The following is a 20,341-nucleotide window of genomic DNA, read 5'->3' as shown; positions in this document are numbered from 1 at the left end:
CATGAACGCCGCCTTTCGCAACCGCCGCGCCGCGCTGCGCGCGTTGGCGCTGATGGGGGGTGGGCTGCTGCTGCGCCCCACACGCCTGTGGGCGGGGGATCCCGCCGTTGACGCCATGGAGCGCATGCAGCGCCAGGCTCTGGGTGAGGTGGAGTCCGATACCAACTTCGCCTTCGATGAGCTGGATGCGCGCATCCGCGCCGCCTTCGATCTGCTGGAGAGGCAGACCCGCGCCGCCTTCGCCCAGGCGCAGAGCGACGCCGAGTCGATCTGGCAGGCGCCCATCGCGCCGGTGGAGTTGCCGGGCTCCTCCCACTGGGTGGGTTACGACGCCGCCCAGCAGGGCCGCGTCACCGTGGATTACGCCCAGGAGACGGTGCTGATCGAAAAGCGGATCAGCGCGACCACGCCGCAGCAGGCGCGCGAGGAGATGCAGCAGTTCGCCAACAAGCTGGCGGATCAGACCCCGGCCCAGACCGGGCAGATGGACCCGGTGCGCAAACGTCTGGAGATCACCCCCGACAGCGCCTCCGAGCAGCAGATTGCGCAGATGGGGGTAGGCTCCATCGCGCAAGTGGTGGGCGATGGCGATGCGCGCAAAACCGCCGACGCCGTGGCCAAGGAGCTGGCCTATGCGCCGATCCCGCAGCTGCCGCCCAAGCGTCGTCCACAAACGTCCAAGGCCGATATCGCCCCGCGCAAACGTCCGCCGGTGATGGCGGTGCGGGTGGCGCTGTCGCCGCGCTTGAAAAAGGTCAGCGCGCAGGTGATGACGCCCCACGCCAAGCAGTTCGCCAAACGCTACAAACTGCCGCCGTCACTGATTCTGGGGGTGACGCAGACCGAGTCGGACTTCAATCCGCGCGCGGTCTCGCCCATTCCCGCCTACGGCCTGATGCAGCTGGTGCCCACCTCCGGCGGCGCCGACGCCTACGCCTTCGTGCACGGAGTGGAGCAGCGACCCAGTAAGGATCTGCTGTTCCAGCCGGTGGCCAACACCGAGTTGGGCGCGGGCTATCTGCACCTGCTGCACTACCGCTATCTGCGCTTCATCACCAACCCGCTGTCGCGGCGCTACTGCGCCATCGCCGGCTACAACACCGGCGCTGGCAACGTGGCGCGCGCCTTTGGCCACCGCAACAACATCCGCGCGGCGGCCCGGGTGATCAATGCGCTCACCCCCGAGCAGGTATTGGCGCGGCTGATCCGCGATCTGCCCTATGCAGAGACCCAACGCTATGTACAGAAGGTGTTGAAATACGAAAAGAACTATCTCTCCACCAACGCCTGACGCGCCGCCAACGCCGTCAGTCCTATAAGGAGCGCTGCGATGCAACGCCACTGGATTCTGAGTCTGACCGCCTTTTCCCTGGCGGCGCTGTCACTGAGCGACGCCCATGCCTGGGGCAGAGGGCGCACGGGAGAAGAGATCTACAAAACCAAGTGCTTCGTGTGCCATATGACCGGCGCCGCCGGCGCGCCCAAGACCGGCGACAAAGCCGCCTGGGCGCCGCGCATCGCCACGGGGATGGATGCGCTGATGCACTCGATCCTGAACGGCAAAAACGCCATGCCGCCCAAAGGCACCTGCATGGATTGCAGCGATGATGAGTTGAAAGCCGCAGTGGAGTACCTCACCAGCCGGGCCAAATAGGCGCATCACCAGACTGACCGCTGTATCGGCGCGCCAAGCCAGCGTTGACGCGCCGCTTGTTTCCCGCCTCAAGCCAAAAGCTGATCGCCATGTCCCTGCTCTGCCCCGCCTGCCGCGACGTCGCCCTGCAACCGGAACTCACCCATGAAGGGGTGGAGATCGACCGCTGTCCCAGTTGCCAGGGGGTGTGGCTGGATCGCGGCGAACTGTTCCTGTTCACCGACGATCCGCAGCCGCTGCAACAGAAGCTGACCCAGGCGTTGAGCCATCCGCAGCCCGGCTCGCGGCGCTCTCCGCGCGGCGGCGAAATGCAGGCGATCAACTGGCCCATGGGGCCGACTCTGGACTACTGCCCCAAGAGCGGTGGGCTGTGGCTGGACCTGGGCGAGCTGGAGGCGCTGTTCAAGAGCGAGCGCCGCCTGCACCTCAAGCCGGATCGCGCCGCCACCCCCGCAGACGCTCCCCCCCCGCGCGCGCAAGAGCTTCTGCCGACCATGGCGCGCAGTCTGCCCAATCTGTTGATGCGCTCCATCTTCACCCTGGTCGGCCTGTTCGCCCTGCTCACCGCCTTTCTCATTGCAGCGGTGGAGTTTGGCGAGTTGCCGCTGGAGATGGCGGTGGGCATCGCGGTGGGCTTGGGCGTGGTGGAATTCCTGTTCTCGCCGCTGCTGCTGGATTGGATGCTCAGACGCTTCTTCAAAAGCCGCCCGCTGGAGCCCGAACAGCTCTCGCCGCGCCTACGCGCCTTCATTGAGAAGACTTGCGCCGACAATGAGATGCCGTTTCCGCGCCTGCGCCTGATCGAGGATGGCGCGCCGCAGGCGTTCACCTATGGCCACACCCCCAGGAACGCCCGCGTGGTGGTCACCGCCGGATTGATGGAGCTGCTGGAGCCCGACGAGTTGGAAGCGGTGGTCGCCCACGAGCTGGGCCATGCGGCGCACTGGGACATCCTGTTGATGACGGTGGCGCAGCTGTTCCCCATCATCTTCTACGCCATCTTCCGACTGCTCACCGGCGGACGCCAGCGCGATGGCCGTCTGGCCATGGTGGGCATGGGCGCCTGGGCGCTCTATTTCGTCAGCCAGATGATGGTGCTGGCGTTCTCACGCATCCGCGAATACCACGCCGACCGCTTTGCCGCCGAGACCACCGGCAACCCCGAGGCGCTGTCACGGGCGTTGGTGAAGATCGGCTACGGCCTGATGGGGCGTGGAGTCAAAGCGCCGCCCGCCGCCGCATCAGACGACAAGAAAAAAGCGGACGCGCCCCAACCCAGCTATCGCAACCCCGGCTTTAGCGCCTTCGGGGCCATGGGCATCTTCTCCGCCAGCCACGCCCGCGCCATGGCCATCGCCGGGGTCTCCGGCGACGCCGACTCCGCCAATGCGCCATTGGATCCCCCCTCCGTGGCGCGCGCCATGCGCTGGGATCTGTGGAGCCCGTGGGCCAAACTCTATGAGTGGTTCTCCACCCATCCGCTCATCGCCCGCCGCATCGACGCCTTGAACGACTTCGGCGCCAGCCTCGGCAAACCCGCCGCCTTCCCGCTGGATCAGCGCCAGCCGGAGTCCTATTGGGATGAGTTCCTGGTGGATCTGCTGGTGTGGGCGCTGCCGGTGTTGACGCTGATCTGCTGCTGGTTTGGCATGCCCTATGTGGCCAACGAGTTGACCGAAATCATCGCCGGCCCGCTGCCGTTCGACCCCTACTTCGTAGAGGAGTGGACCGATCAGATGCACGCCGCCAACCAGACCTACTGGGCGGTTGGAGAGGGGCTGAACGTCCTGCTGGTGGGCATCAGCATCCTACTGTTCGCCCTGGCCCGCACGCTGAAGCTGCGGTTTCGCTATCCGCGCCGCAAGGGCTACCCCGAGGCCAGCGTGGCGGCGCTGCTCAAACGGGTCAAGACCTCCGATGTGCGCGCCATCCCCTGCACCCTGCGCGGCGTCGTGATCGGTCGCGGCCAGCCCGGCTTCATCCTCAGTGAGGACTTCATCCTGCGCGACGAGACCGGCATCATCTATCTGGACTACCGCCAGCCGCTGGCGCTGTGGGAAGCGCTGTTTGCGCTGCTCAAACGCGACCGCTACACCGGCAAAACAGTGGAGATCGAGGGGTGGTATCGGCGCGCGCCGATCCCCTATGTGGAGCTGCGTCAGATCCGCTGCGAGGGGGAGAAGACGCGCACCAGTTGGTCCTACCGACTGAAGCTGATCTTCAACTGGCTCATCGTCGTCGTCGGCGTGCTCATCGCCGCTGTTGGCGGTGTGGTCCTGGCGGGGTCATTGATGTAGAGCGGCGCACCGGGCGGCGGCGCCTGCCCCCATCCGGCTTCTAGAGTCGCTTGAATTCAGAATGACACAAATTCAAACACGCAATGTTTGCGTGACGTAGGCCCGGCTTGCGCTGACTATTGGCCGCCGACTGGTCGGCGGCGGGGTCTGTGGGGCCGCGCCCCCAGCGGGTGTAATGGAATGGTCCGCTCCGCTACCCAAACGGCCTCGCAATGGGCCAAGATGGTGGTGTGTTTTTCCATCTAAACGGAGTCGGAGCGGACCATGAGCAATCATATCGAAAACGGACAGGTACGGGTACTGGGGATTGATCTGGGCAAGAGCGTGTTTCAGTTGCATGGCGTCGATGCGCGCGGCAAGAGCGTTCTGAAACAGCGCTTGAAACGAGATAAGTTACTGGAGTTCATGGCGCAACTGCCGCCGTGCCTGGTGGGGATGGAAGCCAGTAGCGGCGCCCACCATTGGGCGCGGAAATTTCAGGGATATGGGCATGATGTGCGTTTGATGGCGCCGCAATATGTGAAGCCCTACGTGAAGCGGCACAAGAACGACAGCGTGGACGCTGAGGCGATATGTGAAGCGGTACAGCGTCCGAATATGCGTTTTATGGGGATCAAAAGCGTTGCCCAGCAAGAAATTCTAGCGTTGCATCGGGTGCGCAGTCTGGCGGTGAAGAACCGCACGGCGTTGGTGAACCAGATTCGCGGACTGCTTGCCGAGTATGGGATTGTCTTTCCCAAGAGCATCAAACAGGCGCGGCGGGCGATTGTGCTGATTTTGAGTGATGAGAGCTCGGAAATGAGCGCCAATTTTCGCGTAATTCTGGAGGATGAGCGCGATGAGCTGGCGCATTTGGATGAGCGCATCGGCAAATATGAGCGTGAGATTGAGGCGCTGGCCAAGGCGGAGCCGCAGTGTCGATTGCTGATGACGATCCCGGGAGTGGGACCGATCACGGCGACGGCGCTGTTGGCGTCGGTGGGGGATGTGCGGGCGTTTAAGAATGGCCGGGAGCTGTCGGCATGGATAGGGTTGGTTCCGAATCAGCACTCCACAGGGGGCAAGGCGTGGCTGACGGGGATCAGCAAGCGGGGAAACGGTTATCTTCGCACCCTGTTGATTCATGGGGCGCGGGCGGCGTTGCGCGTGTGTGAAAACAAGCCGGATCGCCGCAGCCAGTGGGCAGTGTCGGTGTCGGAACGTCGCGGCGCGAATAAAGCGGTGGTGGCGCTGGCCAACCGCATGGCGCGCAGCGCGTGGGCGATGCTGGTGAAGCAGGAGGCCTATGGGGCCAGCGCCGCTGTGTAGAGAGAGCGCAATACAACTCTAAAAGAAAAACAGGCCGATAAGGAAAGAGAAAGAGATCCCACCAGCCAGGTTGCGAGAGAGAGTCGAGATTGATGGCGTGAAACGGCATAGCCCTGCGTGGTCAAGAACCTGTTTCGCCCAAGGGCCCATAGAGGCCGAGGGTGTGTTGAGGAGGGCCACGCGCAAATTCCATCAGGGCCAGAGGGCGACAAGCCCCTCATCAACAGGCCGGATACATGGGCGCGACTAAGCCTCACACATCAGTGGACATTTTCTCTTGCCGTGGCGGAGCGGACCATACATGGGCGGAGCCCACGGTTTGGATGTTGACCTTGGGAGCTCGAGGGCATAGCCCTCGATATCTTTCATGACCAATACCCAAACTGTCCGATTCTGATTTCAACTGACAATAGCGCCGAGAGCGGCGTCAGGCGTAGGCGCTGACAAAGCGCGGACGATCCTCGCCATACCGTTTGCGCGGCTTCCGCTCATCGGAAGCGGCGCTGAGAATCAGCGGCGTTTCGTGGGAGTCGAACGCCTCGGAGGGAGTGGAGATATCCGGCTTGTCGGGATGCGTAAACACGCCGATGGTGGCGCCCATGCGTAGGGCGTTGAGCTGGTCGTCGGGCAGATTGGCCAGGGCGGCCACACCGTGGATTTGACGGGAGCCGCGCGGGGCGTCATACACATAATCGACCTGCATGGCGCCGTTTTTCATGGGCCGCACAGAGTTCACCCGCGCCTCCACATAGAGGCCGTCGCGATGCAGTTTGGCCTTGCGCAGCACGGTGCGCACGGCGGGGCGCAGAATGAACGCCGCCACGCCCAGCAGCAGCGCGCGCCACAGCAGCGCGCCAAACGCGCCGCGCGAGTATTTTACCGGCGCCGAAACCCAACAGTCGCCGCGCACGGCGATGGGGCCATCCACGCGCACGCTGCCGGGCACATTCACCGTGGCGCTGCCGGCGCACTCCTCGCCATCGAGGGTGTAGACGTAGGAGACCTCTTTCAGGCGCTTGCCATCGACAGTCATGCTGGAGGCGTCCTCCAGCGCCGTCACCGTGGCGGTGACCTCCTGACCGTTGGCGCTCAGATAGGCGGATTTGATCGGCCCGGAAACAAACATCAGGCTCGCGCCCACAAAACCGGGCAGGTTCAGCAGCAACAGCAGGCCGCCGACGATCAGACGCCATTTGCCATTTTCCGTCAGCCAGATGGTGAAGCGCCGTGCGATAGCGGTTCCCCGCTCCATTTTCTGTTCGATGCTATTGGCGGACATATTGACCGATCCTGAGAATTGTTGGACTCTTACGGGGGCGTTGCACGGCGCCCACCTTACCCAGTGCGACGCTGTGGAAGCAAGCGTCACGACAATGATGAGAAGCCGATGCCCCGTTTCAGCCCGCGCATGACCCTGCTGCTGTTGGCCCTGCTGGCCTTCATCGTGCGGCAGATCCCCATCGTCAGCTACCCGTTCTCGCTGATGGAGACCTATTTCCATGAGATGGGCCACGGTTTGGCGACGCTGCTCACCGGCGGCTCCATCACCCGCATCGAGCTGAATCTGAACGACAGCGGCATGGCCTACCACCGCGGCGGCATCGGCTTCATTGTCACCTTCTGCGGCTACTTCGGCGCCGCGCTATGGGGAACCATGATCTACATGGTGGCCTCCTCCAGCTCCAAAACCAGCGCCCGCACCATGGCCAGCCTGCTGGCGCTGTTCGTCGGCGCCACCACCGTGCTGTATATGCGCGATCCGGCCAGTTGGCTCATCGGCGGCATGCTCACCGGCCTGTTCGTCATCGCGGTCAAATGGAGCCACGCGGCCATCATCAAACCGTTTTTGCAGTTCTGCGGCATCTACGTGCTGATCACCGCCATCCACTCGCCGCTCAATCTGTTCCACGCCGTGGGCGGCGATGGCCATACCCTGGCCAGAATGACCCTGATCCCGGAGATTGTCTGGATTGCCGTATGGATTGCGCTGGCGTTCGCCTGTCTGGCGTTTCTGTGGAGAAAGGCGGGGCAGGAGTTGCGCCCCACGTCCGATTAAATTTCAATACCCTCTCGTTCCCAGTCCAACCAGGAGAGCCCGGTGTCCCCATCCAACCTACCCGACAACCACCCCCGCAACCTGCGCATTGGCGATCTGGCGCAATTCTCCGTGCTGCCGGAGATCCCCGAGTTGAGCGAACGGGCCATGGAGGTCACCGACATCTGGACCTTGGACCTGCAGGGCGAAACGCGCACGCTGTTCCAACTGCGCGACGATCGCAACCGCCTGTACACCCTGGAGGTGACCGCCGATTGGGGCGACCGGGCGCTGGCGGTGGGGCGCGAGTTGAGCCGCGGCGAAGTGGGCCAACTGCTGCCGCTGGACAAACTGGCGGAGATGTTCGGCGAAGCGGTGGGGGTGCGCATGGAGCGGGTCAGCGAGCCGGATGCGTTCAAAGGCTGGACCGCGCCCAGTTACGTGCAGTCGGTGGACGCCTGGAAGGGCTACTGGCTGGATGGCGACTACCGCCACAAACGCCTGCCCACCTACGAGGAGGGGCTGCTGGAGGTGGACTGCTACGCCCTGCGCGACGACACCGGCCTGCATGGCTTCGACGCCGAGGTGTTCGCCAACAGCGAAACCCGCATCCGCGCGCTGGTGTTTCTGCCCGATAACGCCATCACGCCGCTGCGCTCCGGCCAAGGCTCCGGCGCCGCCTGATGACCTGGAACGCCGCCTGATGGCCTGGGACGCAGAACAGCGGCGCGCCTTCGCCGAGGCTCACGCACAGGAGTGGAAACGCATCTATCGGCGCGTCTACTTCTTCTCCTTCTGGTGGGTCTTCATCCTACTGGGGGGCGTCGCCACTTGGCTGGGCGGCATGTTCGTCTCCTGGGATTGGCGCTTGGCGTGGCCGCTGGCGACGCTGATCTGGGCGCTCCTATTCTGGTTCACCGCCAATGATCTGGCCGCCAAGCGCAAGCGCGGCCACATCGACGGCGAGACCTACTGCCCGGCGGTGGTCACCGATGTGGAGTTGAGCGACGAGAAACATGGCGTGTGGCTGGTCAAATTCAAATATCGCCAACTCAAAAGCGGCAAGATCAAGCAGGAGAGCGACTACACCACCCTGGCGGACGTTGAACGCTGGCCAGAGCGCCGACTCACGCAGGATCTGCTCATCGGCGTGTTCGCCTTGTCGAACCCCTCCGAGCAGGTGGTGTTGAGTGATTTCCCTGCGCCGAGCGGCCTGCCGGCCCTGCGCGAGGTTGGCCCCAAAGGCTTCTTTGACGGCATGTGGGGCCCCATTATGACGTCGGCGCCGCCGCGCAAGCGCGCGCCCAAGCTCTACGGGGCGCAGCGGGCGCGGTTTCGCAGCGTCTACAGCGCCTGAATCGACAGCGTCACACACACGCCGCGCGCCCCAGGGCGGGCGCGCCACTTGGATGATCAACCCGCAGGGAGTCTATCTGCATGACCTGGAGCCCGGAACAACGCCGCGCCTTCGCCGACGCCCACGCCGCCCAGTGGCGGGCGCTCTACCGCCGCGCGCTGTTCACCAGCCTGTGGTGGATGTATGGCGTTGTGGGGGCCATCTGCGCCGGACTGGGAACGTGGTGGTGGAATTGGGATTTCATCCTCGCCTGGGGCATCGCCACCCTGGTGTGGACGGCGCTGTTCTGGATCATCTCCAGCGATTACGCCAAGTCGCGGCGCAAGAGCCACGCCCGCGGCGACTACGCCACCGCATTCGTCACCGAGATTCTCGAAGAGGACGAGAGCCGGGGCATCTGGCAGGTCAAATTCCGCGTACGCAATCCGAAAAAAGAGAACAAGGTGGTGGAGGATAACGACTACACCGCCCACCCCGACGCGCCGCAATGGCGTGAACGCCTCAAGGAGGAGGATCTGCTGGTGGGGGTGCTGCTGCCCACCGACAGCGACACCTATATCCTGCTCAGCGACTTTCCCGCCGAGAGCGGGCTGGCGGCGCTGGCGGAGGCCGGTCCCAAAGGGACCCTGGACCCGATGCAGGAGGGCGCCCCCGCGCCTGAAGGTTCCAATCAGCAGCGCGAGCTTAAGCGTTACGGCGCCCATCGCGACCGCTTTCGCAGCGTCTACACCGTCTGACCGACCGCGCGGCGCATGCAAACCGTGCACAACAAACCAACCGCTTTGGCGCTGTGCGCACTGGACAAACCATGAACACCGACACCCCGCCCGCAGCGCCCCCCACGGTCTGGGACAGCGAGCAGCGCCGCGCCTTCGCCGACGACCACAACGCCCAGTGGCGACAGATCTATCAGCACGCGCTGGTTAAGCGGCGTCTGGTGTTGTGTGTTTTTCTGGGTCTTCTCAGCACAATCGTGAGCCCCGCGCCCTGGAATGGGAATTTTTTCGTCGTCTGGGGCGTGTTGAGCGGGTTCTGGATCACGCTGTTTATGCTGCGCGCCGGGGCTTGGTTAACGGATCGACATGCGCTCCACATACGAGGCGACTATCACCAGGCCACGGTAACGGAAGTCAGTCTCATCTCACGCGAATACGGTATTTGGCGGATAAAATTCCGCCTGACCCACCCGCGTGATGGCGTGTTGGTGAGCGGCAAGGATTATACCGCGTTGCCCAACCCGCCCGGCTGGGGGGCGCGCATGCAGCAAGGGAGCTTTGCCGTCGGCGTGTTGATATCGCCCAATCACCGGAAAGTCGTCAAGCTGTGTGACTTCCCCCCCGAAAGCGGCATGCCCGCTCTGCCCCTGGCGGCGAAGCCCGCCCCGGCTGAAGAGAAGCCCGAACCGCCAACGGCGGAGGCGCCCAAACCGGCCCCGGGGAACGCCAAACAGTATGGCGTGGAGCGTGAAAGATTCCGCAGCGTCTATCGAATCTAGCCGCTTCTCCAGCCGAGGCGCGCGCTCTTGTGAGTCAAATTCAGAACAAGGGCATTGGCGAATTTGAATGCGACTACCTACAGACCGCGATGCTGCCGGTCCAGCGCCGCGCGGGTGCGTTTGATCCCCTCTGCGATGGGACGCGAAGGCTCCAACAACATGCGCTCGGCGTCCAGGTAGAGATCCAGCGCCCCCTGCAAACGACCGGACATCTCGCTGCACACGCCCAGATTGTACAGAATCACCGGACTGTTCTCGCCGCCTTCGCGGCGCGCCTGACGCCACAGCTCACAACCGCGCTCCAGACGGTCGGCGCGCACGAAGGCCAAACCGCGATCCAGCAGCGCCTTGGGGTGCGCCGCCAGCGGCGCCAGCGGCTCCTCCATCAGGTCGATGGAGATCTCCTTCTCATACGGCGCCACCGCCTTGCGGTAGTCATCCATCACCTCGGTCATGGCCTGATCCAACAGCGTCTGGCCGCGCGTCAAACCGGTTTTGTCGCCCGGGCAGTACTGGCTGGAGCGCGACGCGCTCAGAGTCTGCGAATAGAGGATGCGGCCGGTCTCCACCGCCACCACTTTGGGCGCAATGCGCACCTCGGCGCGGCGCTGGCGACAGGTGATGGTGGAGAGCGGTTGCCCGTTGCGGTCCTTGTCGCCGATATTCTCACGCGGATGCTGGCCCTGCATGCACGCTTCACGCTCCTCTTTCTTGCGCGAGTGGCCGCGATAGGCGCGGCGACACCAATCCTCGCGCGCCAGGCCGTACTTTGTGGTGTTCCAGCCATAGGCGGAGACGTCGCCGTAGTGAATCGCCTGGGCTCCCGCCAGACGCCCCACCCGCGCCGCCGACGAGGCGTCGAAGTAGGGGTTCTCATTGCTCAAGCGCAACTCCTTGAGCACCGACCCCAGGCGCGTGCGATCCACCACCGTGAAGTAGGCCGCGCCGCGCAGCTTGGCGTTGGTCAAGGCGCTCTCAATCGCGGAGCTCACCCGCCGCCCGCCCTGACCGCTGAACGGCAGCACCGCCACGCTGCGCGGCGCAGAGCCTTCGCTCACGCCGCTGGGCGGGGCGATGACGGTGGATTTCACCGATGGTCCGCAACCGCTCAACACAAGCAGCAGCGCCATTGGCGCGCCCACGCGGACAATCAACTGTTTGGCAACATTCATCAATCCGACTCCTCAATGCGATAGCGACCCGTCCATGATGCCGCGATGTGCGCTGCGGCCCAAGGGATTATGCGCGATTTCAGCCTTTTGCAACGGATAAAGCGGTTGAATTGACCCTGCCAAGGCGCCACAATGATAGCGCTTTTCAACAATCCAACTGCGCGCGCGACGCCGCTGGCGGTGGAAAAAACGCGGTTGCGCCGCATTGTCCCTCTTGCCAATCCGGCGCAACGCCCCATATGTGATTGAGAGGCTGGGCGGGCGCACGCGGGTTGAAACGGCGTTTGCCGCAATCTCCATCCCATAGGCGGCGTTTGCGCCGGTGAAGTTGCAACCGACGGCTTCCATGCGCCACCTACGTTGTAATGGTTGCGGTCCGCCCGAGCGATTCCGCGCTATCGCCATCCGAACGGCATTCCAACAAAAGGAACTCCCATGTCAGGATATTTCTCCGTCGTCCGCGATTTTCTCAATGAATTGGGCGTCACCATCGATCGTCAGGATGACGCCGCCACCCTGTTCATCGTCTCCGATGAATCCCGCGGCATCACCAATCTCATCGTCGACTGCGAAGATGATCTGCTGGTGATCGAGCAGGTGATCATGGAGTCGTCTGCAGGCGGCGCAGAGGTCTACAAGCGCCTGCTGCAGATGAACCGCGAGTTGGTTCACGGCGCCTTCTGCCTGGATGAGGATGGTCAGCGGGTGATCTTCCGCGACACCCTGCAACTGGCCAATCTGGATCTCAATGAGCTGGAGGCCTCCATCAACGCGCTGTCGGTGGGTCTGGTGGACTTCGCCGATGAGTTGATCGCCTTCGCCCAAGGCGCCGCCGCCTGAACAGGCGAATCCAACGAGAAAAGCACGAGGAGAGAGTCGATGAGTGGATTTTTTCAACGCCTGTTCACCTGGGGCAAATCCGAAGCCCACGCGGTGATGGACAAAGTGGAAGACCCGGCCAAGATGGCCGAACAGGGCATTCGCGAACTGAAAGAGGATCAGACCCGCAACATGGAGAGTCTGGCCCAGGTCAAGGCGCAGACGGTGCGCCTGCGCCGCGACGTCAACGCCGATAAGGAGAACGCCGCCAACTACGAGCGCAAAGCGATGCTGCTGCTGCAAAAGGCGCAGAGCGGTCAACTGGACCCCGCCGAAGCCGACCGTCTGGCTGGCGAGGCGCTGGCCAAGCGCGACGAGGCCAACAGCCGCGCCAACGCCCTGCAAACGGATCTGCAGAAGCTCGACGCCATGACCGCGCAACTGGAGCGCAATGTGCGCAACATCCGCGACCAGATCGGCAAGTGGGAAAATGAGCTGCGCACCCTCAAAGCGCGCGCCCAGGTCAGCAGCGCCACCAAGAAGCTCAACGCCGAACTGGCGCAAGTGGATGGCAAAGGCACCATCGCCATGCTCGAGCGCATGCGCGACAAGGTCAACGAGCAGGAGTCCCTGGCCCAGGCCTATGGCGACATGGCGGCGGCGACCACCTCCACCGATGACGCCATCGACGCCGCCCTGGGCGACGACAAGGGCGCCAGCGCCAGCGACTCCCTGGCTGCGCTCAAAGCGCGCATGAACATGCAGTAAGCGCAGTCGGCGGCGCGGGCGACCGCGCCGCCATCCCGCTTCAAGAGCGCCCCATGTCCCTACGGTCCCTGATCATTCTGACGGCCCTGGCCGCCTGCTGCTCGCCCAGCCCCGCCGCAGCCGCCCCGACCCTCGCTCCCGCGTGCGACTTCGCCGCCAAGGTGAGCGGCCATGGTCGCGGCGTCGCGTGTCGCATCCCCCTGGACCGCGATCGCGGCGCATTCACCCTGGAGGCGTGGGGCGATCTGAACGACGACGCGCTGGAGGCCCACGGGCTGCGTCTGTCCCATCTGGCCAAGCCCGACTACGCCGACCGCCAAGCCCGTGTGACGCTAACCCTGGCCCCCTTCCCCGCGCAGATCTGGCGCACCGCCGATGGTGTAGGCGGCCTCAAAGCGGCGGATTTCAACGGCGATGGCTACACCGATCTGGCCCTGCTGGAGCGCGAGACCGGACGCCCCAACCCCCCTTATTTCTATTGGCTGTTCGACCCCGAGGCCGATCAGTTCGTGCGCAGTTCCGCGCTGGAGCGGCTGGGCGATGTGTTCCTCAATCCCGCAACGGGATTGTTGGAAACCTATTGGCGGATGGGCGCTTCGGAAGAGGGGGTGAGTCACCACCGCTGGGTGAATGGGACGCTGACAATCGCCTTTCAGGCAGTCTGCCCCATGTTCCATGAACCGGGTGAAGGGGCGCTGCTGCTCACCGGAGCCGATGGCGTGGAACAAGAGATCCCCATGGCGCCGGGCGAGTCGTGTCTGGAGCGCATGGAAAACGAGGAAAAAGCGTTCCAGGCGCGCTGGGCGGCGCGCACGTCCCCGCCCGCTGCGCAACCGCCGCCCCCCTAGGAGGCGCTATGCCGCCGCTTGACGCAACAGTGCGCCCCCCCAATCTGACTCTGTGGCGGGGCCTCGCCTGGGCGCTCACGGCGCTTCTGCTGGCGCTGGCGGCCAGCCTGCTGACGCTAACGACCCGCATGCCGACGCTTCCGCCCAGCGCGCTGGCGTGGGCCCTCTGGACATTCTCCGCCTGCGCCTTGCTGATTCCGCTGGGCTTTGCGTGGCGCCTGCGCAGCCTGGATCGGGCGCTCGCCCGCACCGCCATCACGCCAGAGCAGGCGCTGCCGCTGATCAAACACTGCGTGTTGGGGCTCAGCGCCACCGTCGGCGCAGGCGTTCTCATCACTCTGGGGGTGGCGGGCGCGTCGACCGGAGCGTGGCGCTTGGCCGGGATCGGCAGCGTCGGCAAGGCGATTGATTCCGTTTTGGTTGGCGTCGGCGCGCCGCTTGTCGGCCTGTCGGCCTATGCAATGGGTCTGCTGTTGACGCTGCTCAAACGCCAACGCGCCGCCGACGCCAGCTATGTCCTCACCCTCATCTGCGCCGAGATCATCGCCCTGGCGTTTCTGTTTGGCCTCTTCTCCTGAGCCCCCGGGTCATCGCTCTCAGCTTGTCCCAGGCTCCAGCGCCACCCGCCGCAACGTCTCATTGATGCGCGCCTCACTCACCGGCTTGAGCAACGCCTCCAACTCCGCCCACGCCGCATAGGGATCCATATCCGGGTTGCACAGCAGCAGATCCACCATGGCCAACTGATGCTCCGGCCAGGTGGAGACCAGAATGTGCGACTCCGCCAGAAACAGAATCGCGGTGATCCCGTGGGGCACATAGCGCGCCTGCGCCTGGCCGATGCTGTGCGCCCCCACCCGCTCGGCGGCGCGCGTCATGGCGTCCAGAATCGGCTCGGCGTCATTGAGCGGTCCCTGACAGCCATAGGCGTCGATAATCAGTTGGGTGATCTCCATAGGGCGCTCGTGTGTGCTCCGGTCGGGTTGGCGGTGATGAAAATGCGGCTTAAAATGTGCGACAAATCTTGCCTGTGCGCCACGGATATCTCAAGCGCGCACGATGCGCTCACACCATCTGAGCAAACAACGAGGAGTCGTCATGACCATCTCCCGCATTGCCGCAATCCTGAGCATGACCCTGTCGCTGACTGTTGCCGCCAACGTCGCGTTTGCGCAGGGCGACGCCGCAGCCGGGGAGAAGCTGTTCAAGAAGAAGTGCGCCTCCTGCCATTTCTTTGATAGCTCGGGCAAAAAGAGAGTGGGGCCGAACCTGTATGGCGTGGTGGGTCGCCAAGCGGGGACGAGCCCGCATTTTCCCTACTCAAATGACCTCAAAGAAGCCGGATTCGCGTGGAATCCGCAGCGTCTGGACATGTTCCTGACCAAGCCCAAAGCGATGTTCAAACGCACCCGCATGACCTTTGTCGGCTTGCGCAAACCCAGCGACCGCGCAGACGTAATCGCCTACTTGAGCACCGCCAAATAGAGTCCTCCTTAGCCTCAGACGCCAGAAAGTTTGCGGCAAACTCCACACGCGGGCGCGGGTCATGATGATCCGCGCCCGCTGCCGTTTTCACCCTGCCCGCAGCGTCGCCGGAACGCAGAAAAACGCACCTTGGGCGCGACAATTCCCGCCCGCCTGACACGAATACGTTAAGCGTGCGTGAAACACGGCAAAGTCGAGCAGGACGGCAAAATCGTTCCGACTCACACCATTGGCTAATATACGGAAAAGCCAATAAATTCAAGGCGCTTACACAAGAAAATCGGCTGTTAAGGTTGACATTTCGGCCAATATGGCGCCTTATAAGGGCTTTGCGCGAACCGTTCAACATCCTGGAAGAGACAAGGAAATAGCATGACCATTCAACGCATCACCGCCGCCCTGTGCATGGCCCTGGCCCTGGCTTTCACCGTGAATACCGCCCAAGCGGCCGATGGCGCCAAGCTGTTCAAGAAGAAGTGCGGCACCTGCCACACCTCCGAAGATGGCGGTAAACACAAAGTGGGCCCGAACCTGTTCGGCATCTACGGCTCCCACTCCGCGCACAGCGACTCTTTCAAGAAGTATTCGAAAGACATGAAAGAGGCTGGCCTGACCTGGGACGACGAAACCCTCGACAAGTGGCTGACCAAGCCCAAGAAGATGCTGAAAAAGACCAAAATGACCTTCGCCGGTCTGAAAAAAGAGAAAGATCGCGCCGCCGTGATCGAGTTCTTGAAAACCTTGAAGTAAGTCGCCGCCAGAGCAGAGCCGGAGCGCCGCTCCCTCTGCGCTTGCTGGATTGACAGACGGATCGGGCGCGGGTCATCATGGCTCGCGCCCGATCTATTTGTGACGCGCAATGACAACGCTTTGGCCCCACGGGAGTTCTCGGCATGGACGGATTTCAGTTACTGCTGCTGATCGCCATTATCGTGGCGGGATATTTCATGCTCTCCAATCGCCGCAAACAGGGCGCAGGCGCCGCCCCAGTCAGCAAACCCCTGGTGCTGCAGAATGTCGAAGCGGGCGGCCTGGTCTCCCTGCGCGGCGTCGGCCCCGACCTGGAGGATTTCGACGTCTCCATTCTCGGCCGCCACACCTATGACGAGGATGGCTTCAGCTGGTTTGAACTGGAGGGCGACGCCGGAACCCGCAAAGTGTGGATCGAAGTGGAGGAGGATGACGAGTTGGAGGTCTCCGTCTCCCTGCGTCAGGAGTCCCTCACCGCCTTGGGCCTGACCCCGGAGCAGCTCAAGCAGATCCGCCAGAACAGCGTGGGCAAAATCTCCTTTGAGGGGGTGACCTACGAATTCGATGAGTCCGGCAAAGCCACCTTCTACCGCCAGAACGCCACCTCGCCGCTGGGTGAACGCTTGCGCTACTGGGACTTTCTGGCCCCGGATCATCAGTCGGGCATCAGCATTGAGCGCTGGGGCGAAGATGAGTACCAGTGCCATCTGTACCAGCTCCTCAAGCCCTCGCAATACACCGTCTATTCCCTGAACGGTGGAGAGGCCGCATGAATATTCTCCACGCCGATGATCCGCTCAATCAGATCGTCGCCCTGCTGGCCTACGCCGGGCTCTATATCGTGGTGCTGGCCGCCGCGCGTCTGCTACTGGATCGCATCACCCCGTACAATCTCTCTGCACAACTGGGGCAGGACGACAATCCGGCCATCGGCCTGACTCTGGGCGCCTACCTGCTGGCCACGAGCCTGATCTTTTTGGGCGCCCTCTCCGGCCCCAGCTCCGGCTCTTTGACTGCGGACATGCTGGTGGTGGCGGGCTACGCCGCGCTCGGGCTGGTCATGTTGCTGGGGGCGCGCTGGAGCTTCGACAAGTGGATGTTCCCCGGCTTTGACGCCCTGCAGGCGGTGGTGGAGAAGCACAATTTAGCGGTGGCCTCCGCCCGCGCGGGACTGCTGCTGGCCACCGGCTTGAATGTGGGCGGCAGTCTGATGGGCGTCGGCGGCGGACCGCACAGCTCCCTTCTCTTCTTCCTGCTGGGTCAGGCGTCGCTGCTGCTGTTTGCCCGCGCCTACGACATGATCACCCCCTACGCCCTCTCCCGTGAGATCGAATCGGGCAACACCGCCGCCGGGGTCGCCTTTGGCGGCGCGCTGACCGCCCTGGGCATTCTCATCGGCGCAGGCGTGCGCGGTGACTTCACCGGCTGGGCTTCTGGCCTGCTGGACTTCGTCGGCGTCTCCCTGGTGGGCATGGCGCTGCTGCTGGCCATGCGCAAATTGCTGGATCTGCTGCTGCTGCCCACGCATAACCTGGACGCCGAGATCTCCCAGGATCGCAATCTCGCCGCCGGTTGGGTGGAGGCTTGCGGGGTGATCGGTTTCGCTCTGTTATTGGCGGCGCTGCTATGAGTTCGTCAGGCGGCTTGCGCGGCATCGACTTTGGTTTGGCCGGACTGCTGTGTTTGGCCCTGGCGCTGCTCTACGTGCTGACCGGCGCGGGGCTGTCAACCTCCTCCAAAAGCGTGCAGCTGAACCAACTCTCGCTCTACCCCAATACCTATGGGCCGTTCACCATCCAGCGCAAGAGTCAGCCGGTGGAGTTCTCCATCCACGTCAATCAGAGTCAGCAGAGCTGGACTGCGATTGACAGCGAACTCATCGACAAACCCGGCGGTTCCGCCATCACCGGCTTCTCCGGCGATCTGTGGCGCGAGAGCGGACGCGATAGCGACGGCGCGTGGAGTGATGAACAGACCGAAGCGACCATGCGCCTGACCCTGAGCGGACCGCGTGAATACTATCTGCGTCTGAAGGTGCGTCAGGGCGCCATCACCGATGTGGGCAACGGACGCGACGCCACCCTGAGCGCCCCCATCTCCATCCGTCTGGACTATCTGCGCGGCAGCAGCGCCAGTTATGACAAGGGCGCGCTTCTGCTATTGATTCTGGGCCTCGTGCTGGATCGCATCTGGCGGCGCAACATCAAACGCGCCGCCAGCGCCTCGGCGGGCAAGCGCGTCTCGCCCTGGGAGAGATCATGACCCCCACCCACATTGTTCTGTTGATTCTGGCCGCCGCCGGTCTGGGCGGCTGGTGGAGCATGCTGCCCTCGGCGCAGGCGGGATCCGGCTATTCGGGTTATGGCGGACGCTACTACAGCCATGGCGGCGGCGGCTTCTTTGGCCACCCGGGCAACAGCCGCTCTTGGGGAACCGGCGGCGGCGGCAGCGCCCGCTCCGGCAGCCTCGGCGGCCCCTCCTCGCGGGGCGGCGGTCTGCGCGGCGGGAAATAAGCGCCGTTACCCCTAGCTTGTCAAAAACTTGGAAGATGAAAGAGACTGGGGCTTCGCCCCAGACCCCACCAGGGCTTTGCCCTGGACCCACAAGGGCGCCGCCCTTGACCCGCCAGGAGGATGATCCTCCTGGACCTGCAATAGTTTTGCTCCGTGCTTGCTCGCACGTTTTCGCATCTCTTCACACTGGAGCACCCTCCCCGTCATGACGGCCTCAGACCCGCAGCAGCGCGACCGCGACGTCTTTACCCTGGTCTACGCCATATTCACCGCCGGGCTCTGCTCCATCATCTATGAGCTGCTCATCGCCACCGCCGTGGTCTACTTCCGCGGCGACTCGGTGTTCTACTTCTCGCTCACCATCGGCCTCTATATGGCGGCCATGGGCGCCGGGGCCTACCTGTCCAAATTCCTGCGCCGCGACCTGATCGAACGCATGATCGCCGCCGAGATCCTGCTCGGCCTGCTGGGTGGACTCTCGGCGCCGTTGATCTATCTGGCCTATCTGAACGACGCGGCGTTCATCCCGGTCTATTCTGCGCTGACCCTGATCATCGGTCTGCTGATCGGTTTGGAGACGCCGCTGCTCACGCGCATTCTGGAGACCTACGACGGCCTGCGGGTGGGCATCGCCCATGTGCTGTCGCTGGACTACCTGGGCGCGCTGGCGGCCACGGTGGCGTTTCCCCTGCTGCTGCTGCCGCTGTTTGGGACCTTCCGCACCAGCCTGCTGTTTGGCCTCATCAACATGTCCATCGCCGGATTGCTGGCGTGGCGCTTCGGCCCGCGTCTGCCCGCCGGACGCCGCCCCCACTACCGCCGCGCAGCCTGGGGCGCGACTCTGCTCATCATCGCTGGACTGGCATCGGCCCACTGGCTGCTGGCGTTGTGGAATCAGAGCGCCTACAGCGACCGCATCGTCCACGCCGAGCGCACCCGTTTTCAGGAGGTGGTGCTGACCCGCCACCGCAACGACCTGCGCCTCTATCTCAATGGCGCGCTACAGTTCTCCGCCATCGACGAATACCGCTATCATGAGGCGCTGATTCACCTGCCCATGGCGCGCTTGGCGGCCAGTCGGCCCGGCCCCTGGCGCGTGCTGGTGCTGGGCGGCGGCGATGGACTGGCGGTGCGCGAGTTGCTGCGCTATACGCAGATTGCCCGCATCGATCTGATTGATCTGGATGAACGGGTGCTGGAGCTGGCGCGGGAGAACCCCCACATCCGCGCCCTCAACGGCGACAGCCTGCGCGACAAACGCGCCCATGTGCAGGTGGGCGACGCCATGAGCTATCTGAACGCGCGCGGCCAGCTCTACGACCTCATCGTTGCCGACCTGCCCGACCCCTCCTCCACCGACGTGGCGCGACTCTACTCCGATGCGTTCCACCATCTGGTCAAAGCCAATCTGGCGCCGGGTGGAGTGTTCGTCACCCAGGCCACCAGCCCGTTCTACGCCCGTGCGGCGTTCTGGACCATCCACAACACGGTGCGCAGCGTGTTCGGTTCGGCGATTCCCTATCACTTGAATGTGCCGTCGTTTGGCGAGTGGGGCTTTGTGATGGCGGGTGGCGCGGAGGTGGAGTGGACCTCGTTAACATGGCCGGGATTGCGCTATCTGCGCCCTGAAATGGCGACTGGATTGCTCACCTTTGGCGGCGATATCGACGACCCGGGCGACCTTGGGATCAGCACCATCGACCGCCCCACGGTTCTGGAGCGCTATCAATCCGGCTGGCGCTACTGGAGCGACTAGGCAACTTTGATTAAAAAACAGCGACGTATACAATGTTCTCTACGCGCGCTTTGAGTCTGCTCACTGATCTGTCATCGGGAGTCT

General features: G+C 63.7%; 23 protein-coding genes. 20 read left to right on the top strand and 3 right to left on the bottom strand.

Translation table 11 applies throughout. From position 1 onward, the window contains the following. The first annotated feature begins 1 nt into the window (after nucleotide 1). From MAIT1_RS04645 to MAIT1_RS04630, 4 genes are all read left to right on the top strand, one after another. Nucleotides 2-1,291, top strand: a complete 1,290-nt coding sequence (locus tag MAIT1_RS04645; protein ID WP_085441118.1) for a transglycosylase SLT domain-containing protein — start codon at nucleotides 2-4, stop codon at nucleotides 1,289-1,291. A gap of 39 nt (nucleotides 1,292-1,330) precedes the next feature. After that, nucleotides 1,331-1,654 carry a c-type cytochrome gene (locus tag MAIT1_RS04640; protein WP_085441117.1) on the top strand — a complete coding sequence of 108 codons (324 nt, stop codon included), beginning with the start codon at nucleotides 1,331-1,333 and terminating at the stop codon, nucleotides 1,652-1,654. 89 nt (nucleotides 1,655-1,743) lie between these two features. Further along, nucleotides 1,744-3,951 (top strand): M48 family metalloprotease, encoded by a 2,208-nt coding sequence (locus MAIT1_RS04635; RefSeq protein WP_143814652.1) that lies wholly within the window; start codon nucleotides 1,744-1,746, stop codon nucleotides 3,949-3,951. Between the two features lie 264 nt (nucleotides 3,952-4,215). Then, nucleotides 4,216-5,259, top strand: coding sequence for an IS110 family RNA-guided transposase (locus MAIT1_RS04630; RefSeq protein ID WP_085441115.1), 1,044 nt, complete (start codon nucleotides 4,216-4,218; stop codon nucleotides 5,257-5,259). 427 nt (nucleotides 5,260-5,686) lie between these two features. On the opposite strand, the gene MAIT1_RS04625 is transcribed toward MAIT1_RS04630, so the two are convergent. Then, entirely contained in the window at nucleotides 5,687-6,538 is an 852-nt protein-coding gene (locus MAIT1_RS04625) for a hypothetical protein (RefSeq protein ID WP_085441114.1), read from the bottom strand. 108 nt (nucleotides 6,539-6,646) lie between these two features. On the opposite strand from MAIT1_RS04625, the gene MAIT1_RS04620 reads away from it, so the two are divergent. The 5 genes from MAIT1_RS04620 (at nucleotide 6,647) to MAIT1_RS04600 (ending at nucleotide 10,146) form a co-directional block, all read left to right on the top strand. After that, a complete protein-coding gene (locus MAIT1_RS04620) occupies nucleotides 6,647-7,315 on the top strand; it encodes a M50 family metallopeptidase (RefSeq protein WP_085441113.1) in 669 nt (222 codons plus the stop codon). A 42-nt stretch (nucleotides 7,316-7,357) separates the two neighbouring features. Further along, nucleotides 7,358-7,978: a hypothetical protein gene (locus MAIT1_RS04615; protein ID WP_085441112.1), complete on the top strand. Its 621-nt coding sequence runs from the start codon at nucleotides 7,358-7,360 to the stop codon at nucleotides 7,976-7,978. Between the two features lie 19 nt (nucleotides 7,979-7,997). Then, a complete protein-coding gene (locus MAIT1_RS04610; protein WP_085441111.1) occupies nucleotides 7,998-8,651 on the top strand; it encodes a hypothetical protein in 654 nt (217 codons plus the stop codon). An 80-nt stretch (nucleotides 8,652-8,731) separates the two neighbouring features. Next, nucleotides 8,732-9,388, top strand: coding sequence for a hypothetical protein (locus MAIT1_RS04605; protein WP_085441110.1), 657 nt, complete (start codon nucleotides 8,732-8,734; stop codon nucleotides 9,386-9,388). Nucleotides 9,389-9,459: 71 nt separating this feature from the next. Then, on the top strand, nucleotides 9,460-10,146 hold the full coding sequence (locus MAIT1_RS04600) for a hypothetical protein (RefSeq protein WP_085441109.1): 687 nt from the start codon (nucleotides 9,460-9,462) through the stop codon (nucleotides 10,144-10,146). 77 nt (nucleotides 10,147-10,223) lie between these two features. On the opposite strand, the gene MAIT1_RS04595 is transcribed toward MAIT1_RS04600, so the two are convergent. Continuing rightward, a complete protein-coding gene (locus MAIT1_RS04595) occupies nucleotides 10,224-11,318 on the bottom strand; it encodes a CsgG/HfaB family protein (RefSeq protein WP_085441108.1) in 1,095 nt (364 codons plus the stop codon). A 435-nt stretch (nucleotides 11,319-11,753) separates the two neighbouring features. Between MAIT1_RS04595 and MAIT1_RS04585 the strand changes: the two genes are divergently transcribed. From MAIT1_RS04585 to MAIT1_RS04570, 4 genes are read left to right on the top strand one after another with little or no spacing between them, the layout of a single operon-like run. Continuing rightward, complete coding sequence (locus tag MAIT1_RS04585; RefSeq protein ID WP_085441106.1) at nucleotides 11,754-12,158, top strand: YbjN domain-containing protein; 405 nt, start codon at nucleotides 11,754-11,756, stop codon at nucleotides 12,156-12,158. Between the two features lie 39 nt (nucleotides 12,159-12,197). Further along, the gene (locus tag MAIT1_RS04580) at nucleotides 12,198-12,905 is read left to right on the top strand and encodes a PspA/IM30 family protein (RefSeq protein WP_085441105.1); all 708 of its coding nucleotides are present in this window, start codon (nucleotides 12,198-12,200) and stop codon (nucleotides 12,903-12,905) included. Nucleotides 12,906-12,958: 53 nt separating this feature from the next. Then, complete coding sequence (locus MAIT1_RS04575) at nucleotides 12,959-13,753, top strand: XAC2610-related protein (protein WP_085441104.1); 795 nt, start codon at nucleotides 12,959-12,961, stop codon at nucleotides 13,751-13,753. A gap of 8 nt (nucleotides 13,754-13,761) precedes the next feature. Beyond that, nucleotides 13,762-14,331: a hypothetical protein gene (locus MAIT1_RS04570; RefSeq protein ID WP_085441103.1), complete on the top strand. Its 570-nt coding sequence runs from the start codon at nucleotides 13,762-13,764 to the stop codon at nucleotides 14,329-14,331. Nucleotides 14,332-14,349: 18 nt separating this feature from the next. Here MAIT1_RS04570 and MAIT1_RS04565 read toward each other — a convergent pair whose 3' ends face one another. Further along, nucleotides 14,350-14,709, bottom strand: coding sequence for an S-adenosylmethionine decarboxylase family protein (locus MAIT1_RS04565; RefSeq protein ID WP_085441102.1), 360 nt, complete (start codon nucleotides 14,707-14,709; stop codon nucleotides 14,350-14,352). A gap of 142 nt (nucleotides 14,710-14,851) precedes the next feature. On the opposite strand from MAIT1_RS04565, the gene MAIT1_RS04560 reads away from it, so the two are divergent. The 7 genes from MAIT1_RS04560 to MAIT1_RS04530 all read left to right on the top strand — a co-directional run bounded on the left by MAIT1_RS04560 (nucleotide 14,852) and on the right by MAIT1_RS04530 (nucleotide 20,257). Further along, nucleotides 14,852-15,238, top strand: coding sequence for a c-type cytochrome (locus MAIT1_RS04560; protein WP_198947794.1), 387 nt, complete (start codon nucleotides 14,852-14,854; stop codon nucleotides 15,236-15,238). A 372-nt stretch (nucleotides 15,239-15,610) separates the two neighbouring features. After that, on the top strand, nucleotides 15,611-15,988 hold the full coding sequence (locus MAIT1_RS04555) for a c-type cytochrome (protein ID WP_085441101.1): 378 nt from the start codon (nucleotides 15,611-15,613) through the stop codon (nucleotides 15,986-15,988). Between the two features lie 143 nt (nucleotides 15,989-16,131). Further along, a complete protein-coding gene (locus MAIT1_RS04550; protein WP_085441100.1) occupies nucleotides 16,132-16,761 on the top strand; it encodes a DUF4178 domain-containing protein in 630 nt (209 codons plus the stop codon). Further along, on the top strand, nucleotides 16,758-17,618 hold the full coding sequence (locus tag MAIT1_RS04545) for a DUF350 domain-containing protein (protein WP_085441099.1): 861 nt from the start codon (nucleotides 16,758-16,760) through the stop codon (nucleotides 17,616-17,618). The genes MAIT1_RS04550 and MAIT1_RS04545 overlap by 4 nt, the downstream gene beginning before the upstream one ends. Next, nucleotides 17,615-18,250, top strand: a complete 636-nt coding sequence (locus tag MAIT1_RS04540; protein WP_085441098.1) for a hypothetical protein — start codon at nucleotides 17,615-17,617, stop codon at nucleotides 18,248-18,250. The genes MAIT1_RS04545 and MAIT1_RS04540 overlap by 4 nt, the downstream gene beginning before the upstream one ends. Then, entirely contained in the window at nucleotides 18,247-18,501 is a 255-nt protein-coding gene (locus MAIT1_RS04535; protein ID WP_085441097.1) for a hypothetical protein, read from the top strand. Before MAIT1_RS04540 ends, MAIT1_RS04535 begins: the two co-directional genes overlap by 4 nt. A 205-nt stretch (nucleotides 18,502-18,706) precedes the next feature. Next, nucleotides 18,707-20,257 carry a polyamine aminopropyltransferase gene (locus MAIT1_RS04530; RefSeq protein WP_085441096.1) on the top strand — a complete coding sequence of 517 codons (1,551 nt, stop codon included), beginning with the start codon at nucleotides 18,707-18,709 and terminating at the stop codon, nucleotides 20,255-20,257. Nucleotides 20,258-20,341: the final 84 nt, after the last annotated feature.

It is taken from the genome of Magnetofaba australis IT-1 (genome assembly GCF_002109495.1).
GTDB lineage: Bacteria > Pseudomonadota > Magnetococcia > Magnetococcales > Magnetococcaceae > Magnetofaba > Magnetofaba australis.
Note: the sequence above shows the minus strand (reverse complement) of the source record. Positions and strands in the feature narration are given on the sequence as shown.

Coding starts and splice junctions, on each gene's coding strand:
- MAIT1_RS04645 (WP_085441118.1), top strand. CDS start 2: ATGAACGCCGCCTTTCGCAACCGCCGCGCCGCGCTGCGCGCGTTGGCG.
- MAIT1_RS04640 (WP_085441117.1), top strand. CDS start 1,331: ATGCAACGCCACTGGATTCTGAGTCTGACCGCCTTTTCCCTGGCGGCG.
- MAIT1_RS04635 (WP_143814652.1), top strand. CDS start 1,744: ATGTCCCTGCTCTGCCCCGCCTGCCGCGACGTCGCCCTGCAACCGGAA.
- MAIT1_RS04630 (WP_085441115.1), top strand. CDS start 4,216: ATGAGCAATCATATCGAAAACGGACAGGTACGGGTACTGGGGATTGAT.
- MAIT1_RS04625 (WP_085441114.1), bottom strand. CDS start 6,538: ATGTCCGCCAATAGCATCGAACAGAAAATGGAGCGGGGAACCGCTATC.
- MAIT1_RS04620 (WP_085441113.1), top strand. CDS start 6,647: ATGCCCCGTTTCAGCCCGCGCATGACCCTGCTGCTGTTGGCCCTGCTG.
- MAIT1_RS04610 (WP_085441111.1), top strand. CDS start 7,998: ATGGCCTGGGACGCAGAACAGCGGCGCGCCTTCGCCGAGGCTCACGCA.
- MAIT1_RS04605 (WP_085441110.1), top strand. CDS start 8,732: ATGACCTGGAGCCCGGAACAACGCCGCGCCTTCGCCGACGCCCACGCC.
- MAIT1_RS04600 (WP_085441109.1), top strand. CDS start 9,460: ATGAACACCGACACCCCGCCCGCAGCGCCCCCCACGGTCTGGGACAGC.
- MAIT1_RS04595 (WP_085441108.1), bottom strand. CDS start 11,318: ATGAATGTTGCCAAACAGTTGATTGTCCGCGTGGGCGCGCCAATGGCG.
- MAIT1_RS04585 (WP_085441106.1), top strand. CDS start 11,754: ATGTCAGGATATTTCTCCGTCGTCCGCGATTTTCTCAATGAATTGGGC.
- MAIT1_RS04580 (WP_085441105.1), top strand. CDS start 12,198: ATGAGTGGATTTTTTCAACGCCTGTTCACCTGGGGCAAATCCGAAGCC.
- MAIT1_RS04575 (WP_085441104.1), top strand. CDS start 12,959: ATGTCCCTACGGTCCCTGATCATTCTGACGGCCCTGGCCGCCTGCTGC.
- MAIT1_RS04570 (WP_085441103.1), top strand. CDS start 13,762: ATGCCGCCGCTTGACGCAACAGTGCGCCCCCCCAATCTGACTCTGTGG.
- MAIT1_RS04565 (WP_085441102.1), bottom strand. CDS start 14,709: ATGGAGATCACCCAACTGATTATCGACGCCTATGGCTGTCAGGGACCG.
- MAIT1_RS04560 (WP_198947794.1), top strand. CDS start 14,852: ATGACCATCTCCCGCATTGCCGCAATCCTGAGCATGACCCTGTCGCTG.
- MAIT1_RS04555 (WP_085441101.1), top strand. CDS start 15,611: ATGACCATTCAACGCATCACCGCCGCCCTGTGCATGGCCCTGGCCCTG.
- MAIT1_RS04550 (WP_085441100.1), top strand. CDS start 16,132: ATGGACGGATTTCAGTTACTGCTGCTGATCGCCATTATCGTGGCGGGA.
- MAIT1_RS04545 (WP_085441099.1), top strand. CDS start 16,758: ATGAATATTCTCCACGCCGATGATCCGCTCAATCAGATCGTCGCCCTG.
- MAIT1_RS04540 (WP_085441098.1), top strand. CDS start 17,615: ATGAGTTCGTCAGGCGGCTTGCGCGGCATCGACTTTGGTTTGGCCGGA.
- MAIT1_RS04535 (WP_085441097.1), top strand. CDS start 18,247: ATGACCCCCACCCACATTGTTCTGTTGATTCTGGCCGCCGCCGGTCTG.
- MAIT1_RS04530 (WP_085441096.1), top strand. CDS start 18,707: ATGACGGCCTCAGACCCGCAGCAGCGCGACCGCGACGTCTTTACCCTG.